We start from the raw sequence: 16,322 nt of genomic DNA, 5'->3' as shown, positions 1-16,322 counted from the left end.
CCCCGCCGCGCCCGGTGGGCCCGCCCGTCCCGGCGGGCGTCCACCGGGCGCGGCGGCGTGTCTCCGGCCCTGTCCAGGGGTCCCGCGCCGGTTCCCGACCTCCGCGGCCGTCCGGTTCCGCCGTGGACAGGGCCCCCGCGGGGCGGCACGATCGGTCCGGTACTGAGACCGGGGGCACGTCCCGGAGCCCTGGCGCCAAAAAACTAACAGCGCTAGTTTGGGTCGACGCCGCCGCACCGGCGGCCGGGTGAGGAGAGGGAAGCGCATGAAGGCCCACGACGCGCACGACGCTATGTACATCGGCGGGGAGTGGCGCCCCGCGTCAGGCTCCGACACCATCGCCGTCATCAACCCGGCGGACGAGCAGGTCATCGGCCATGTCCCGGCCGGTACGGCCGAGGACGTCGACGCCGCCGTACGCGCCGCCCGCGCCGCGCTGCCCGGCTGGGCCGCGACCCCACCCGCCGAGCGGGGCGCCCGTATCGCCGCGCTGCGCGACGCGCTGGCCGCCCGCGCGGAGGAGATCGCCGCCACCGTCACCGCCGAACTCGGCGCCCCGCCGCAGCTCGCCGCCGCCGTCCACGCGGGACTGCCGATCGCCGTGGCCGGCTCGTACGCCGAACTGGCCGCCACCCACCCCTTCGAGGAGAAGGTCGGCAACTCGACCGTCCTCTCCGAGCCGGTCGGTGTCGTCGCCGCGATCACCCCCTGGAACTACCCGCTCCACCAGATCGTCGCCAAGGTCGCCCCGGCTCTCGCCGCCGGCTGCACCACCGTCCTCAAGCCCGCGGAGGACACCCCGCTCGTCGCGCAGCTCTTCGCCGAGGCCGTCCACGAGGCGGGCCTGCCCGCCGGTGTGTTCAACCTGGTCACGGGGCTCGGCCCGGTCGCCGGGCAGGCCCTGGCCGAGCACCCGGACGTGGACCTCGTCTCCTTCACCGGCTCCACCGCCGTCGGCCGCGGCATCGGCGCGCTCGCGGGCGGCGCCGTCAAGCGCGTCGCCCTGGAACTCGGCGGCAAGTCCGCCAACGTGATTCTGCCGAGCGCCGACCTCCCCAAGGCCGTCGCGGTCGGCATCGCCAACGTCATGTCCAACTCCGGCCAGACGTGCAGTGCCTGGACCCGGATGCTGATCCCCGCCGACCGCTACGAGGAGGCGGTGGCGCTCGCCGCGGAGGCCGTCGCCAAGTACGTGCCCGGCGAGCGCGTCGGCCCCCTCGTCAACGCCAAGCAGCAGCAACGCGTCCGCGGCTACATCGAGAAGGGGATCGAGGAGGGCGCCCGACTCGTCGCCGGCGGCCCCGAGGCCCCGCGCGAGACCGGCTACTACGTCTCCCCGACCGTCTTCGCCGACGTCACCCCGGAGATGACGATCGCCCAGGAGGAGATCTTCGGTCCGGTCGTCTCGCTCCTCCGGTACGAGGACGAGGCCGACGCCCTGGCCATCGCCAACGGCACCGTCTACGGTCTCGCCGGAGCCGTCTGGGGCGAGCCCGAGGAGGCCGTCGCCTTCGCCCGGCGCATGGAGACCGGCCAGGTCGACATCAACGGCGGCCGGTTCAACCCGCTGGCCCCCTTCGGCGGGTACAAGCAGTCGGGCGTCGGCCGGGAACTCGGCGCGCACGGCCTCAGCGAATACCTCCAGACCAAGTCCCTCCAGTTCTGACGGGGCGACCCGGACCGCTCGGGCACTTCCGATGCCCATCCGGGCTTCCGTCTCTCGGGGCCTTCCGTATCTCCGGGTCTTCCCGTCCTTCCCACCGCCCGACCCGCCAGACCGCCAGACCCGCCAGACCCGCCCGACCCGTCCGACCCGTCCGCCCGTTCCGAGCGCAGAAGGAGCAAAAAGCGTGATCCGCGCCGCAGTCCTGCCCGCCGTCGGCTCTCCGCTGGAGATCACCGACATCGAGCTCCCCGAGCCCGGCCCCGGCCAGGTCCGCATCCGGCTCGCCGCCGCCGGCGTCTGCCACTCCGACCTGTCCCTCTCCGACGGCACCATGCGCCTGCCGGTCCCCGCCGTCCTCGGCCACGAGGGCGCGGGCACCGTCGTCTCCGTCGGCGAGGGGGTCGCCCACATCGCCCCCGGCGACGACGTGGTCCTCAACTGGGCCCCCTCCTGCGGGACCTGTCACCCCTGTTCGCTCGGGGAGATCTGGCTCTGTGCCAGCGCCCTGGCCGGCGCCGCGAACGTCCACGCCCGCACCCAGGACGGCACGGAACTCCACCCCGGTCTCAACGTCGCCGCCTTCGCCGAGGAGACGGTCGTGGCAGCGAACTGCGTCCTGCCCGCCCCCGACGGGATCCCACTGACCGACGCGGCCCTGCTCGGCTGCGCCGTCCTCACCGGCTGGGGTGCGGTCCACCACTCCGCGCGGGTCCGCGCCGGCGAGTCCGTCGCGGTCTTCGGTGTCGGCGGGGTGGGTCTCTCCGCCCTCCAGGCCGCCCGCATCGCCGGCGCGTCCACGATCGTCGCCGTCGACGTCTCCCCGGAGAAGGAGGCCCTCGCGAGGGCGGCGGGAGCCACCGAGTACGTGGTGGCCTCCGAGACCACCCCCCGGGAGATCCGGAAACTGACCGGGGGCCAGGGTGTCGACGTGGCCGTCGAATGCGTGGGCCGCGCCGTCACCATCCGTACCGCCTGGGAGTCCACCCGGCGCGGCGGCCGCACCACCGTCGTCGGCATCGGCGGCAAGGACCAGCAGGTCACCTTCAACGCCCTGGAGATCTTCCACTGGGGCCGCACCCTCGCGGGCTGCGTCTACGGCAACTCGAACCCGGCCGTGGACCTGCCGGTCCTCGCCGAGCACATCAGGGCGGGCCGGTTCGACCTCGGTGCGCTCGTGACCGAGCGGATCACCCTGGACGGCATCCCGGGTGCCTTCGACAACATGATCGCGGGCAAGGGCGGCCGGGCCCTGGTGATCTTCTGAGCGCGGTGTGACCAGGGCGTGAGCAGACGCGGAAGCCCGTACCGGCCCCATGCCGGTACGGGCCTCCGCGTCTCACAGGTCCAGGACGAGGCGGGCGCCGCGCGCGCGGCCCACGCAGATCATCATGGTCGTCCCCGACGCCTTCTCCTCCTCGCCCAGGACGGAGTCGTGGTGCTCGGGCGTCCCCGCGAGCACCTTCGTCTCACAGGTGCCGCACCAGCCCTCCTCGCAGGAGTACGCCACCCCCGGCACGACCTCGCGCACGGCGTCGAGCAGGGTCCCGCCGGGCTCCACGCGCACGGTCCGGCCGCTTCGGCGCAACTCCACCTCGAAGCCGTCCGACGCGGCGGCCCCGTCGGAGGGAGCCGCCCCGAACCGCTCCGTGTGCAGCGGCCCGCGCCACCGCTCCTCCACCGCCCGCAGCAGCCCCTCGGGGCCGCAGCAGTACACGGCCGTCGACGGGTCCAGCTCCCCGAGGGCGGTGTCCAGGTCGGGGAGCCCCGCCGTGTCCTGCGGGACGAGCGTGACCCCGGGGAGCCCAGCGAGCTCCTCGCGGTACGCCATCGACGCCAGGCTCCGGCCCCCGTACAGCAGGGACCACGTCCCGGGCCGCAGGGAACGGAGCATCGGCAGCAGCGGGGTGATGCCGATGCCGCCCGCCACGAACAGATAGCGCTCGGCGGGCACCAGCGGGAAACGGTTGAACGGGCCCCGCACCCCGAGGAGCGTGCCCTCCCCGACGGCGCGGTGGACCTCCTCCGATCCGCCCCGGCCCACGGGTTCCCGCAGCACCCCGAGCCGGTACACGCTCCGGTCGGCTGGATCACCGCACAGGGAGTAGTGCCGGACAGCCCCCGACGGCAGGGTCACCTCCAGGTGCGCCCCCGGCTCCCACGGGGCCAGTTCGGCTCCCGCGGGGTCGGCGAGAAGCAGGCCCCGGACGCCTTCCGCCTCCTCGACGACCGTCCGGACCACGAGTCGGAACATGGACATGAATGAGCCACCTCGGTGAGTGAGCGGGATCGACGGCCGTCGGTGAGCGGGACCGACGGCCGTCGGCGGGTGAAGCCACGGCCCCGGGAAGCGGGATCAACGGCCGCCGGTGGGCGGGAGCAGCGGTTCCGGCCATACGCGGCACAGGGCCCCGTACAACGCGGCCGCGACCACGAAGGAGGCCGGCAGACTCAGGTCGACCCCACCCGTGAGCCCGGTCAACGGGCCGGTGTACAGGGGGTTGTTGACCCACAGCACACCGACGACGGAACCGGCCGCGAAGGCCGCCGCGGCCCGCGCGTTGACCCCGCCCGTGTACCAGTACCGCCCGCCCCCGCCCGTGGTGAAGGTGCGCAGCGCCTCCGCGTCGTACCGGCCCCGGTGGAGCACGTACCCGACGGAGAGCACCGCCGCCCACGGGGCGACGACCGTGAGCAGCAGTGTCACGAACGCCGACATCGCGTCCATGGCGTCGTACACCACCGCGCCGAGGTACAGCACCGCCGCCGCGAGCAGCGCGACCACGGTGGTCACGGCGGCCCGTGAGGAGCGCCAGAACACCGAGTTGGCGGAGAGCCCGGCCGCGTACAGACACAGTCCCGCCTGCGGCAGGGTGCCCGCGAAGCCGAAGACCACGACCGCCACCGCGAACCAGCCCGGCACCGCGTCCGTCAGACCCTGGAGCCACGGTTCGTCGGGCACGGGGAAGAGGGTCGTCACATACGCGCCGGTGAGGAGCGCGACGATACTGCTGAGGAACATGGAGATCCCGCTGGCCCGCACCACCCGGCCGGTGGGCGTGGCGGAGGGCATGAAGCGGGTGTAGTCGCCCTGGAAGGTGGCGTACGACAAGGGCACGGTGGCGGAGGCGGTCGCCGCGAGCAGCCAGGTGTGGAAGGCGCTGTCGAGGGCGAGCGTCCCGCCGGCGTAGCCCGCGTCGAAGTCCGGGGCGAGGACGAGCACGGTGCCGAGGAGGACCACGCCCCCGGTGACCGCGGTCACCTTGTAGGTGCGGACCAGGGTCTGGTGGCCGCGCACGGCGACCAGCGCGACCGCGGCCGCCGTCACGAACATCGCGGCGGTCAGGGCGCCGGGGCCCGTGGGGGTGCCGAGGAGCCGGTGGCCGGCGACCATGACGGCGGTGCCGCCCGTCCACACGGCGATCGCGAAGAACCCGAGCGCGGTCACGACCGTGAGGGTGTTGCCGACGACCCGGCCTCGTACGCCGAAGTGCGCGCCGCTCGCCACGGGGTCGTTGGTGCCGGTACGGACGCCGAACCGGGCCAGCGGCGCGAGGAGCACCGTGCCGACGGCGACGCCCACCGCGATGGCGCTCGCCGAGGCCCACCAGCCCAGGCCGAAGACGACGGGCAGCGCGCCGAGGACGACCGTGCCGAACGAGAACTGCGCGGAGGGCCAGATCCAGCCGAAGTCGCCCGGTGTCGAGGTGCGTTCGGCCTCGGGCACCGGCGCGATGCCGTCGTGGTCGGTCCCCGCACGGGGCGGCACCACGATGGGCGCCGCCCCGGTCGGTGTGGTGGTCATGAGGCGCCCCCGCCCGCGCCGCCCTGCCCGGAGGGCCGGTCGCTCCCGGCCGTGCCACCCTGGCCGGAGGGCAACCCGGTCTCGGCCGCCTTGCCACGCTCGGACGGCATATCGCCCCCGGCCGCGCCCTGCCCGTCCCCGGCCGCGACCGGCGCCGCGGACTCGCCCGGCAGGACGTCGACCACGCGCAGGGCCGCGCACACCGCACCCGACGTGCGCTCGCCGCTCGTCAGGTCGAAGGTCGTGTGGTGCAGGGGGCAGGTGATCCGCAGCCTGTTCCCGTCGACCCGGCCGTACTTGAGCCGGCCCCCGCGGTGCGGGCAGACCGCGGCCGCGAGGACCTTGCGGCCGGCGACCTCGACCAGGACCAGGTCCTCGGTCACCTGGCGGACGGTGGGTTCGTCGGAGCTCCGCCGCGCGGCGGGCACGGTCGTCATGCGACGGTCTCCCGCGCCCGTGCGACGGCCGCCTCCGTGGCCGCGCCGACGATGTCGGAGGCCAGTCTGACCCCCGCCCAGATCTTCGCCAGGTCCGGCTCCTCCAGCGACCGGATCGCCGTACGCATGTGGTTGCTGTGGTACGAGTCGATGTAGAGGTGCTCGGTGTAGTAGGCGTCGTGGACGACCCCGAGCCGCCGCGCCGCCCGCGCGAAGCTCTGGAAGGCGTACAGCACACTGGTCTCGAAGTAGGCGTACGCCCCCAGGAAGTACTGGGGCGAGGGCGCCCGGCTCGCCAGCCAGTGGAACATGTTGACGTACGCGAAGCACTCCGGGACCGTCTCGTCGAGGTAGTCGTCGAGCCGCAGGCTCATGCCGAGCTCGGTGAGCAGGTCGCGGTAGAGCTGGGAGTGTGCCTTCTCCTCGTTGCCGCAGCCGAGTTCGTCGATGAGGACCCGGAAGACCGCCATCGCCGAGCGGTACGGCAGCCGGGGCACCACCGGCAGCAGCGACTCGGACTCGGTGAGACCGTCGAGGGCGAACTGCCGTACCACGACCTTGAACTGGTCGAGCGTGGCGTGCTCGGCGAGGAAGGTCGCGCTCTCCGGCAGCGCGGCCTCCTCCTCCGCGAGGAACTGCTTGAGCGCCTGGAGCAGCTCGCCGGCCGAGCCGAAGGAGGGCGCCGAGGCCTCGTACGCCCGTGCCTTGGGCAGGATCCACCGCTCCTCGATCGCGGTCATCGACCCGTAGTCGCCGAGGTTGGGGACCCGCCGGTAGAGGCTGTGCAGTTCGCGCTGGGAGGTCGCGGCCGGGGCCGCGATCGAGTGCGCGGCCACCGGGACGGACAGGTGGGACGAGGGCGTGTTCATGCCGCCGTCGCCTCCTCGTGGGTGGTGGGGGAGGAGATGACGCCCCGCTGGTGCAGTTCCTTCTTGACCCAGCGGTACCAGTCGTCGCGGAAGACTCCGTACCGCTCGCAGACGGTGTTGATCTCCGCCTGGCGGTCGGGGGTCGGGTCGACCAGCATCGCGTTGCACAGGGCCGGTTCGAGGTTGGCCAGCGGGCCGATGAAGCCCTGGATGCCCCGGGCGTCGACGAGCAGGTTCTCCCAGCCCTCGAAGACGGGGATGCCGGTGCCGGCCTCGGCCATCTTCCGGGTGAAGGCGGCGTCGCCGCTGGACTCCTTGATGCCGACGATCCCGGGGATCTCGCAGATCCACAGGAGGGTGTCGAACTCGATCCGGTTGCCCGACAGCGCCTCCTCGTTGTAGAGGAAGATCGGGATGTCGAGGGCCGCGCGGATGGCCCGGTAGTGCGCGACGATCTGGTCCTGCGTCACGTCGGCGCCGAACGGCGTGGTGACGACGACCGCGTCGGCGCCGATCTCGGCGGCCGTACGGGCCCGGTCGATCACCGCGGCGGTGTCGGGGAGCTGGATGCCGGCGAGCACGGGCAGGCCGTCGGCGTGCTTGACGGTGTACGTGACGATGTCCTGCCACTGGCGGGCGTCGAGCTTCCAGCCCTCACCGGAGGTCAGGGCCGGCATGAGGCCGCTGACCTCGGACCGGACGTGGTCCAGGAGGCGGGCGACGCTCTGCTCGTCGACGGTTCCGTGCTCGTCGAGGGGAGTGATCAGCGGGACGACGGTCCCGGAGTAGGTGTCAGGCATGAGAAGGGTGCCCTTCGGAATGTCTTCAGAGGTTTTCGGAGACGACCGTCAGCACCAGCGACCGCTGGTAGAGGTCTTCCAGGTACGGGGGGAACGACGCTTCCGCGACCGTGCCGTGTGAACCGTCCGGCACGATCGGTACGACGGGCAGGTCGGCCTTCCCCGTCAGACGGGGGCTCGCGGTGTGCAGGACGCCCCCGCGGCCGACGACCTGGGCGAGCAGCAGCCGCTCGTGCGTGGGGAGGCCGTCGAACGCCGGTGTGGTGCAGGCCCGGCGGATGTCGTCCTCGGTGTAGCCGGCGCGCTCGATGGCCAGGTCGGTGTGGAGGACGTCCATGAAGGGGTAGTACTCGTCCTGCACCCCTCGCTCGTAGCCCCACACCAGGTCGTCGCAGCGGCCGACCTGTTCCCAGCTCATGACGACCCCGCCGGCGTCCCCCGCGGCCAGCCGGCCCGCGAAGAAGGCCTTGGCGGCCAGGCGGACGGCGTCGTCCTTGCTGTGCATGCCCATGAAGAGGGTGGCGTCGACGAACACCACCGGCCGCGCGTCAGACCGCATAGCGCTCGAGCACCTTCCGCATCCGCTCCATCGCGCCGGCGAACACCTCGGGCTCGCGGGCCAGGGCGAGACGGATGAAGCGTTCGCCCTTCTCCTTGGTGTTCCAGTAGAAGAAGGTCCCCGGCAGGACGTACACCTCCTCGTCGAAGAGGACGGCCTGGAGCCGGGTGGCGGTCAGGTCTTCCGGCTTGATGCGGAACCAGGCGACGCTGGTGCCCACGACCGGCTCCTGGAACTCCAGGATGGTGCCGCTGAGGGCGGCGCGGGCGGCTTCGCCGTTGGTGCGGATGATGTCGCGGACGGAGGCGAAGCCGTCGGAGATGGAGTCCTCGACGTACTGGGTGACCATGTTGAGGACGAAGGGCGAGACGTTCAGCAGGACGCTGGTGTGGAGGTTGTAGACCTCCTCCTGGATGTCCCGGCTGGCGGTGATCATGGCGCACTTGGCGTCCTGGATCGGCCACGTCTTGCCGGTGTCCTCCATGACCATGTACGTGACGCCCGACTCCTCCAGGAGCTGGTAGATGTCGACCCGGCCGATGCCCTCGTCGCAGAGCGCGAAGGAGGCGAAGCAGAAGTCCATCACCAGGACCTTGTCGTGGTCCACGCAGTAGCGGACCACCTCGCGGAATCCCTCCAGCTTCTCCGCGAGCAACGTGAAACCGGTGGGGTTGTTTGGGTCGACGAGGTAGATCGCGTCCGCGTCGACCTGCTCGACGAGCCGCTCGTAGATGGCGTCCTTGTCGTGCAGCGCCGACTCGGCGAGCGGGGAGATCGGCACCTGCATGTTGCGCAGCAGGTCGACCAGGTTGTCGAAGCAGGGCTCCACCAGCTGCACCGACTTGCCGCGCTGCTTCAGGAACATGCCGGCGACCATGGTCGACACGCTGGCGGAGTAGGAAAGGAGCGTGCGGTCCATCGCACGGGCGGTGGGCTGCTGGTGCAGCCGGAAGAAGGCGTCGAGGAACTGCCGCTCGAAGTGCGCCTGCTGCTTCGACTCGGACTCGTGCCAGAGCTCGGGGAGCCGCGAGACGATTCGCTCCTGGGACGCGGACTGACGCTGGTGGGTATGCGCGTCGGCCAGGTTGAACCGGGTCTTCAGGGCTTCGATCTCGTGCTGGGTGAGGTCGACGAACGTGCTGACGTCTGCCTTGTCGGTCAACGACATGAGAACTCCCGCTGTCGATACGAATCTCCGTCCGGAATTCCGGCGGCGTGAACGACTGTAGGAGCTTCGACCGGCCTTGCGAATAACAGCCGGGTCACGCAATTAATAATCACCGCGATGTTCTCCTGGCGAAAAAAAGGAACGACGGTCGGGCATTCCTCGAAAGGAATGCCTGACCGTCGTTCCCGCTTTCTCCGGCTTGTTATGTCGCCTGTGGCGGCCTTTCAGCTATTCAGTGGCGGCCCGCAGCAGGATGTCCTCGTATACCTTCGGGTCGTCCGAGTGGATCACCGGCCAGCCGATGCCGTACGAGCCCTCCCAGCCCACCTCGATGCCGGGGTTGGCCTCGTCGGAGCCGTCGGGCAGGAACAGATGGGGGCTGCAGTTGATCCGGTCGGTCCTGGACTGCGCGGCCTGGTCCGCAAGGGCCCGGCGCGCGCGCCCGTCGTCCAGCGCCTCGGTGAGGGCGTCGACGTCGACCGCGCCGGTGTCGGCGGCCACGTCCAGGATCACCTTGCGGTGGCTGATGCAGCGCGACTCGGCCCAGAAGGCCCGGCGCAGCCCGAGGTCGAGCTGCTCGGAGGCGTTCAGGCTCTGCTCCTTGGCGGCGAGCACGGCCTCGAGGGCGGGCAGGGTCGTGGAGGGGTAGAGCCAGTCCTTGGCCTGCCACAGCTGCCAGCCGGCGGACGGCTCCAGGCTGGCCATCCGGGCGACCTCGCTGTCCGTGCCCGGTCGAGGGCTCGGAGCGTCGTTGAGCAGTTCGAGGGGGAACGCGCGCAGGTCGAAGGCGACCTGCTCCTCCAGGCCGAGCCGGGCCCGGGTGGCGTGCAGCCGGTGCACGGCGATGTGCGCGAAGGAACACCAGATGTCGGAGAAGACGGTGACGACTCCGCGCGGCGGGGTCAGGTCGGCGGTGGTCGGGTCGGGCATGGTTCTCCTCGGTTCGTGCGCCGGCGGAGCGGGCTCAGCCGGCGGGGGACTCGATGGCGTCGAGCGCCGCCTCGATGTCGAGGTCGGCGCCGGGCAGCCAGGCGGGCAGGGAGGGGATGCGGGCCATCGCCCGGAAGAGCCGGGGCACGGAGTCCTCGCGGACGGTCGGCCCGTGGGCGCTGAGCAGCCGGGCGGGGCGCAGGGCGGCCAGCTCGCGCACCGGCCGGAGGAACTTCCTCTCGTCGACCAGCGCGGTCCACGGCGCTATCGCCCGGTTCAGGACGTCGAATCCGTGGAAGAATTCCTCCTCGGAAAGGTCGGCGAAGTCCTGGCGTATTTCCTCGACGACGGTGCCGAAGCTGTCGGAGCTGTAGAGCGTTCCATCGGAGTGGTCGAACACGGCGAGGGTTCCGGGTGAATCGAACGTGGGCGGCCGGTGAAAACTCAGCTCACGGTCTCCGATTTTCACCCGGCTTCCCGGGTTCGCGGTCACCACCCGGTCCTGCGGAATGCTGAACTCTTCGGATATTCGCGTCACCGATATCGCGTTGGCGAGGACCTTCGCGTGCGGCGCGGCCGCCAGGATGTCCGCGAGGGCTCCGGTGTGGTCGCGGTCGTCGTGGGTGACGACGACCCAGCGCAGGTCGGCGGGCTCGATCAGCGACCAGAGGGAGTCCAGGAAGCCCTGCCGGTCCACGGGCATGCCGGTGTCCACGAGGAGCGGCTGGCCGGACCGTACGAGGAAGGCGTTCACCGGCTGGTCGCCGAGGCCCGGTATGGGTAGCGCCGAGGGGAGGACGTGGATGTCCGGCCCGGCGGTGTAGGACGGTTTCATGTCGCACCTTTCATGACGCACCGAGCGGGCCGTGGCCCCCGGGCGGGACCCGGGACGGGCGGCCCCGGTCAGACGAGCTGGATGGTCAGGGAGCCGGCGATCAGCAGGACGAGGCCCAGGGCGCGCGGCTTCGTGAGGGAGCGCTGGGGGAGCTTGAACAGGCCCTTGTGGTCGATCAGCGCCGAGGTGAGCTGCTGGCCCGTCACGGTGAGCGCGATGGTCACGGCCGCCCCGATGGAGGGGATGAGCAGGAAGGTCCCGGTGACGTAGGCGGCGGCGCAGGCGCCACCGAGCCAACCCCACCAGGGCATCCTCTTCAGCGGCGCGATCTTGGGCTTGGGGGTGCGGCGGGTCGCGTAGAGCACGAGCAGGACGACGGCGATGGTGAAGGTCGCCACGGCGAAGCTGATCACGGCGACGGTGATGGGCTCCTTGAGCTGGGCGCGCAGCTGTGCGTTGACCGCGCCCTGCACGGGCAGCACGGCGCCGGCGACGACACCGAGGACGAGCCAGCCGACGCGGCCGGCGCTCGACATCCTGGGGGCGCCGGGAGGAGCGGCGGCCTTCATGCCCCGGATGATCACGACGATGCCGGCGAGCACGGCCACGGCGCCGATGACGATCCCGGCGCTGAGGTCCTTCTGTTCGAGGCCGAGCAGACCGAAGAGGTCGAGCGCGAGCGAGGCGAACATCTGGCCCGTGACGAAGAGCCCGACCGCGGCGAGGGCTCCGAGTCGCGGGAAGAGCAGGATGCCGCTGGTGATGTAGAGCGGACTCGCGAGGCCGCCCAGGAGCTGCCAGGCCTCGACGTCGGGCAGTTTGCCGAGGGCGCCGAGGGCTCCGGCCGCCACCGCGAGGACGGTCAGCAGACCGGTGGCGACGCCGAGCTGGATGGTCGAGGCGCCGTAGGGGGTGCCGACGGCGGAGTTGAGCTGGAGGTTCACCGAGGCCTGGACGGCCAGGAGGCAACCGACCAGCAGGGCCGCGGCGAGGAGCGCGGTGTGCATCTTGATCTCCCTGGGGCGGGATGGCGAGCGGGGTAAGTGGACACTGAGTCCGCTTAGCATGCCATGACAGCCATCAAGCGGACAAGGTGTCCACTTAGCTCCGGGGGAAGTAAGGTCTGGGCCATGAGCGACGACGAGCAGCGCGGTCGTGGAGCCGCCTCCGTGCACCGGGTCGGCGGGCTCCTTGGCGATCTTCAGGCGGTCGACGAACAGCCGGTCGCCCCGCGCCGGCGCGCGGACGCGGAACGCAACCGGGCCCAGATCCTGGCCGCGGCCGAGCAGCTCTTCGCCGAGCAGGACCCCCGGTCGGTCACCATGGACAAGATCGCCAAGGCGGCCGGGGTCGGCCGCGCCACGCTGTACCGGAGCTTCCCCGATCCGTCGTCGGTCGCCGTCGCGCTGCTCGACGAGCACGAGCGCCGCCTCCAGGGGCAGCTGATCTACGGGCCCCCGCCGCTGGGGCCCGGTGCCCCCGCGGGGGAGCGGCTCGCCGCGTTCTACCTGGCGATGCTCGACCTGCTCGAACGGCACCTGCCGCTGGCGCTGGGGGCGGAGACCGGGCCCGCGCGGTTCCGGACGGGCGCCTACGGCTTCTGGCGCGTCCACGTCCGTACCCTGCTCGTCGACCACGGGGTCGAGGACCCGGACCCGCTGATCGACATCGCGCTCGGCCCGCTGTCGCCCGAGCTCTTCCAGTTCCAGCGGCGCGAGCTGGGCCTGTCCACCGAGCGCATCGGCCGGTCCCTGGCGCTCTTCGCCCGCCAGCTGCTGCGGTCGGGGGAGTGAGGAGGGTCCGGTTCGGGACCGCGTCCCCGTCGTGAACCGCGGAAGGCAGGTCCTAGGGGGATTGCGGGCCGGTGGCCGGGTGGACCAGGCCCGGCAGAATCAACTTCCAGATGCGGCTGAGTCGTTGCTCGGCCGGGACGTGCAACGCGCCGGTCTCGGCGCTCCGGAAGCCCTCGTCCGAGGACCAGGTCTCTTCCGTCGGGGTGCCGGGGCCGCGCATCTCCAGCTCGACCCCGGTGATCACGTAGCCGATCAGCGCCGCGACCGCCGCCGCGTCCACGCCGGGGCGCAGGGCCTTCTCGGCCGCGGCGAAGCGGGCCAGACGGGCCACCTCCCGCCGCCAGGGGCAGTCCTCGGATAACCCCGGTCCGGTTAACTGCAGTTCCCGTGCGAGGCGTTCGCCGGCCCGTGCCATCGGATCCGTCTCGAAGAGCCGGATCAGCGCGTGGGTGGCGATCACCAGCTTGTCGATCGCGGTGCCGCCCACGCCCTCCGTGGACAGGCAGGCCGACTCGACCGTGATCCGGGTGACCGCGCGGGCCCGCCCGCGGACCGCCGTCGCCAGATCCGCCTTCGTCGCGAAGTGGAAGACGAGGGCCCCGGTGGTGACCCGGGCCTCCCCGGCTATCCGGGCCAGGGAGGCCCGCTCGTATCCGAGCCCGTCGAACACCCTCGCGGCTGCCGACAGGATTTCCTGTCTCGTCCGTTCCGCCCGCTGTTGAATCGCCATGAGTTCCCCCGTCGATGCGCGTAGGTGCCGGACCGATATGTTCCGGCCCATGTCTGTGACCGACTCGAAACTATCCGGCCGAGAGGCGGCGAAACGTACCTCGCCGTCGCACGGGCCGAAACTGGGGCTTGACGGGCATCTCCACTCCAGGTCGCGGGCACCGATCCCCCGTCTTCCGTCCGCGAAGTGACCGGAACAGGAGGTACGGCCTGTCAGGTGGATCCAGCCGTTCCGGAGGCGATCGAAGCCCGCGGGCGTGATCGGGAAACGGCCACGCCCGCCAGGCACAGCGCACCGCCGGCGAGAGTGAGCAGACCCGGCAGCTCACCCAGGAACACCCACGCCATGACGACGACGAGAGCGGGCACGGCGTACGTCGTCGCGCCCATCCGTCCGGCGGTCGTACGCGCCAGGGCGTAGGCCCAGGTCGTGAACGCGAGCGCGGTCGGGAAGACGCCCAGATAGACCATGTTGAGGGTCGCCGACAGCGGGGCGCGGGCCGCCTCCTCGACCAGCTGCCCGGCGAACGGCAGGCAGGCCGTCGCTCCCACCAGGCACCCGAAGGTCGTCACCTGGAGCGCGCTGCCGTGCGCGAGCGCCGGCTTCTGGGCCACGACCCCGCCCGCGTACGCCATCGCCGCCAGCAGGCAGAGCAGCACCCCCAGTACCGACGTGTGCCCGCCGGACCCGGCGGACATCGACAGGCCCACGGTCACCGCCCCCGCGAAGGACACCGCCATGCCCGCGAGCAGCCGCGGCGGCAGCGACTCCTGGAGGAACCGGGCGCCGAGCAGCGCGATCAGGATCGGCCCGACGTTCACCACCATCGCGGCCGTGCCCGCGTCGACCTCCTGCTCGCCCCAGTTGAGCACCACCATGTACACCCCGAACCAGAGCAGGCCCGAGACCACGATCCCCGGCCAGGCCGCCCGGGGCGGCAGCCCTTCACGCCGGACCAGGAGGACGGCCACGAGGACCAGCGTTCCCGCGAGCAGCCGCCCGAGCGCCAGAGCGCCTGGGGAGTACGCCTCCCCGGCGCTGCGGATGGAGACGAAGGCGGAGGCCCAGAGGACCACGGTGACACCGGCGGCGGCGAAGGCGAGCCGCGAGGATTGCTTCTGCATGCCCCGACCGTAGAACGCGGACCCTTCGGCGCTCACCGCAAGATCACCGGGCGGTGGATCGGCGCCCGCCGTTCGCGTCCGGCCCGGCGCCACCACCGCGCCCCCGACCCGGTGCGCTCCGGGCTCGTAGCGGTATCACCGCAGGTCCGTCGGAGCGATGCCAAGGGACGCGTACAGCGCGCTCTCGCCCGCCTCGGTGACTTTCACGGCCCGCTCGGAGCCGATCCGTACGCACCATCCGGCGTCCAGCGCGTGCCCGCACAGCGCGGCGCCCGCGACCCCGGCGAGGTGCGGCTTCCGCTCGGTCCAGTCGAGGCAGCCGCGCGCGACGGGCCGCCGCCCCCGGCGTACGAGGGGGACGCCCAGCTCGTCGAACCAGGCCAGGCCCCGGTCCGTGAGCGCGAACCCGGTGTCCTGGCGCAGCAGACCGCGCACGGTCATCGCCTCCGTCACGACGATGCCGAGCCGCCCCGCGAGGTGGTCGTAGCAGGTCCGCCCCCGGGCCATCGCCCGCCCGGCGCTCGCGGCCCCCAGCGAGCGGGGCGGCGCGGCCACCGCCGGTTCGGAGCGGGCGGCCAGGTCCTCGACGAGGTGCGCGATCCCGGGGTCGGCGAGGCGCACGTACCGGTGGCGTCCCTGCCGTTCCTCCGCGAGCACCCCGCCGGAGACGAGCTTGCCGAGGTGCTCGCTCGTGGTGGACGGGGCCACGCCCGCGTGCCGGGCGAGCTCACCGGCTGTCCAGGCCCTTCCGTCGAGCAGGGCGAGCAGGAACGCGGCGCGGGTCTCGTCCGCGAGGAGCGCCGCGAGCGCGGCGAGGTCACTGGCTGCCATGGGGCCAGCCTCCCGCACTCACGCTTCGGTCGTGGCCGAAGCGCCGAAGGAGTTCCCGGATCGCCCGCCGAGGGTGTCGTACTGGAGCCGCAACCCGTCGAGCAGGGCCCGCAGGCCCGTGTCGAATGCGCCCTCGTCGACCTTCTGGCGGTGCTCCGCGAGGAGGTGGGCCTGGCCGAGGTGGGGGTAGTCGGCCGGGTCGTAGGCCGACTCGTCGTCGACGAAGCCACGGGCGAAGGAGCCGAGCGCGGAGCCGGTGATGAAGTACCGCATCAGTGCGCCGATGGAGGTGGCCTGGGCCGGGGGCCAGCCCGCCCGGACCATCGCGCCGAAGACGGCGTCCGCGACGCGCAGACCGGCCGGGCGGCGGCCGGGGCCCTGGGCGAGGACCGGGACGATGTGCGGGTGGTCGGCGAGGGCGGCTCGGTAGGACACGGCCCAGTCCCGCAGCGCCGTCACCCAGTCGCGGCCGTCCGTCTCCGTGAACATCGACAGGTCGATCTTCGCGCTCACCGCGTCGGCGACGGCGTCGAGGATCTCGTCCTTCGTGCGGAAGTGGTTGTACAGCGAGGGCCCGCTCACTCCGAGTTCGGCCGCGAGCCGGCGCGTGGAGAGCGCGCCGAGGCCCTCCGCGTCCACGAGGGCGCCCGCCGTCTCCACGATGCGGTCTCGGCTGAGCAGGGGCTTGCGCGGTCGGGCCATGGCGCACATAGTAGGCCCGCGCAGAAAAAACTAGCAGTGGTAATTAACGAGCCGGGCGGCGGCCCGAGTGAGGGGT

17 protein-coding genes are annotated in these 16,322 nt (G+C 72.1%); 3 read left to right on the top strand and 14 right to left on the bottom strand.

Annotated features, from left to right (window positions below; all coding sequences use genetic code 11):
• The first annotated feature begins 265 nt into the window (after positions 1 to 265).
• The gene (locus ABZ567_RS25965) at positions 266 to 1,666 is read left to right on the top strand and encodes an aldehyde dehydrogenase family protein (RefSeq protein ID WP_360793974.1); all 1,401 of its coding nucleotides are present in this window, start codon (positions 266 to 268) and stop codon (positions 1,664 to 1,666) included.
• A gap of 184 nt (positions 1,667 to 1,850) precedes the next feature.
• Positions 1,851 to 2,930 (top strand): Zn-dependent alcohol dehydrogenase, encoded by a 1,080-nt coding sequence (locus ABZ567_RS25960; RefSeq protein ID WP_360793972.1) that lies wholly within the window; start codon positions 1,851 to 1,853, stop codon positions 2,928 to 2,930.
• A gap of 72 nt (positions 2,931 to 3,002) precedes the next feature.
• Here ABZ567_RS25960 and ABZ567_RS25955 read toward each other — a convergent pair whose 3' ends face one another.
• The 10 genes from ABZ567_RS25955 to ABZ567_RS25910 form a co-directional block, all read right to left on the bottom strand.
• Complete coding sequence (locus ABZ567_RS25955) at positions 3,003 to 3,923, bottom strand: PDR/VanB family oxidoreductase (RefSeq protein ID WP_360793970.1); 921 nt, start codon at positions 3,921 to 3,923, stop codon at positions 3,003 to 3,005.
• A gap of 96 nt (positions 3,924 to 4,019) precedes the next feature.
• Complete coding sequence (locus ABZ567_RS25950) at positions 4,020 to 5,468, bottom strand: cytosine permease (RefSeq protein ID WP_360793968.1); 1,449 nt, start codon at positions 5,466 to 5,468, stop codon at positions 4,020 to 4,022.
• Positions 5,465 to 5,905 (bottom strand): Rieske (2Fe-2S) protein, encoded by a 441-nt coding sequence (locus ABZ567_RS25945; RefSeq protein ID WP_360793966.1) that lies wholly within the window; start codon positions 5,903 to 5,905, stop codon positions 5,465 to 5,467. The genes ABZ567_RS25950 and ABZ567_RS25945 overlap by 4 nt, the downstream gene beginning before the upstream one ends.
• Positions 5,902 to 6,774, bottom strand: coding sequence for an iron-containing redox enzyme family protein (locus ABZ567_RS25940; RefSeq protein WP_360793964.1), 873 nt, complete (start codon positions 6,772 to 6,774; stop codon positions 5,902 to 5,904). The genes ABZ567_RS25945 and ABZ567_RS25940 overlap by 4 nt, the downstream gene beginning before the upstream one ends.
• Positions 6,771 to 7,574 carry a dihydrodipicolinate synthase family protein gene (locus ABZ567_RS25935; RefSeq protein WP_360793962.1) on the bottom strand — a complete coding sequence of 268 codons (804 nt, stop codon included), beginning with the start codon at positions 7,572 to 7,574 and terminating at the stop codon, positions 6,771 to 6,773. The genes ABZ567_RS25940 and ABZ567_RS25935 overlap by 4 nt, the downstream gene beginning before the upstream one ends.
• A gap of 25 nt (positions 7,575 to 7,599) precedes the next feature.
• On the bottom strand, positions 7,600 to 8,133 hold the full coding sequence (locus ABZ567_RS25930; RefSeq protein ID WP_360793960.1) for a DUF6190 family protein: 534 nt from the start codon (positions 8,131 to 8,133) through the stop codon (positions 7,600 to 7,602).
• The gene (locus tag ABZ567_RS25925; protein ID WP_360793958.1) at positions 8,123 to 9,301 is read right to left on the bottom strand and encodes a pyridoxal phosphate-dependent aminotransferase; all 1,179 of its coding nucleotides are present in this window, start codon (positions 9,299 to 9,301) and stop codon (positions 8,123 to 8,125) included. The genes ABZ567_RS25930 and ABZ567_RS25925 overlap by 11 nt, the downstream gene beginning before the upstream one ends.
• A gap of 228 nt (positions 9,302 to 9,529) precedes the next feature.
• Positions 9,530 to 10,231: a DsbA family protein gene (locus ABZ567_RS25920; protein WP_360793956.1), complete on the bottom strand. Its 702-nt coding sequence runs from the start codon at positions 10,229 to 10,231 to the stop codon at positions 9,530 to 9,532.
• 34 nt (positions 10,232 to 10,265) lie between these two features.
• The gene (locus ABZ567_RS25915; RefSeq protein ID WP_360793954.1) at positions 10,266 to 11,066 is read right to left on the bottom strand and encodes an MBL fold metallo-hydrolase; all 801 of its coding nucleotides are present in this window, start codon (positions 11,064 to 11,066) and stop codon (positions 10,266 to 10,268) included.
• Positions 11,067 to 11,134: 68 nt separating this feature from the next.
• Entirely contained in the window at positions 11,135 to 12,073 is a 939-nt protein-coding gene (locus tag ABZ567_RS25910) for a DMT family transporter (RefSeq protein WP_360793952.1), read from the bottom strand.
• Between the two features lie 123 nt (positions 12,074 to 12,196).
• Here ABZ567_RS25910 and ABZ567_RS25905 point away from each other — a divergent pair, with 123 nt between their 5' ends.
• The gene (locus tag ABZ567_RS25905) at positions 12,197 to 12,859 is read left to right on the top strand and encodes a helix-turn-helix domain-containing protein (RefSeq protein WP_360793950.1); all 663 of its coding nucleotides are present in this window, start codon (positions 12,197 to 12,199) and stop codon (positions 12,857 to 12,859) included.
• A 52-nt stretch (positions 12,860 to 12,911) separates the two neighbouring features.
• Here ABZ567_RS25905 and ABZ567_RS25900 read toward each other — a convergent pair whose 3' ends face one another.
• The 4 genes from ABZ567_RS25900 to ABZ567_RS25885 all read right to left on the bottom strand — a co-directional run bounded on the left by ABZ567_RS25900 (position 12,912) and on the right by ABZ567_RS25885 (position 16,246).
• On the bottom strand, positions 12,912 to 13,589 hold the full coding sequence (locus ABZ567_RS25900; protein WP_360793948.1) for a TetR family transcriptional regulator: 678 nt from the start codon (positions 13,587 to 13,589) through the stop codon (positions 12,912 to 12,914).
• A 212-nt stretch (positions 13,590 to 13,801) separates the two neighbouring features.
• Positions 13,802 to 14,713, bottom strand: a complete 912-nt coding sequence (locus ABZ567_RS25895; protein ID WP_360793946.1) for a DMT family transporter — start codon at positions 14,711 to 14,713, stop codon at positions 13,802 to 13,804.
• 135 nt (positions 14,714 to 14,848) lie between these two features.
• Positions 14,849 to 15,544, bottom strand: a complete 696-nt coding sequence (locus ABZ567_RS25890) for a winged helix-turn-helix domain-containing protein (RefSeq protein WP_360793944.1) — start codon at positions 15,542 to 15,544, stop codon at positions 14,849 to 14,851.
• Between the two features lie 18 nt (positions 15,545 to 15,562).
• Positions 15,563 to 16,246 carry a TetR/AcrR family transcriptional regulator C-terminal domain-containing protein gene (locus ABZ567_RS25885; protein ID WP_360793942.1) on the bottom strand — a complete coding sequence of 228 codons (684 nt, stop codon included), beginning with the start codon at positions 16,244 to 16,246 and terminating at the stop codon, positions 15,563 to 15,565.
• Between the last annotated feature and the right edge of the window lie 76 nt (positions 16,247 to 16,322).

The organism is Streptomyces sp. NPDC016459 (assembly GCF_040632845.1).
In the GTDB taxonomy this organism is placed as follows: domain Bacteria; phylum Actinomycetota; class Actinomycetes; order Streptomycetales; family Streptomycetaceae; genus Streptomyces.
This window is presented reverse-complemented; position numbering and strand designations above follow the sequence as displayed.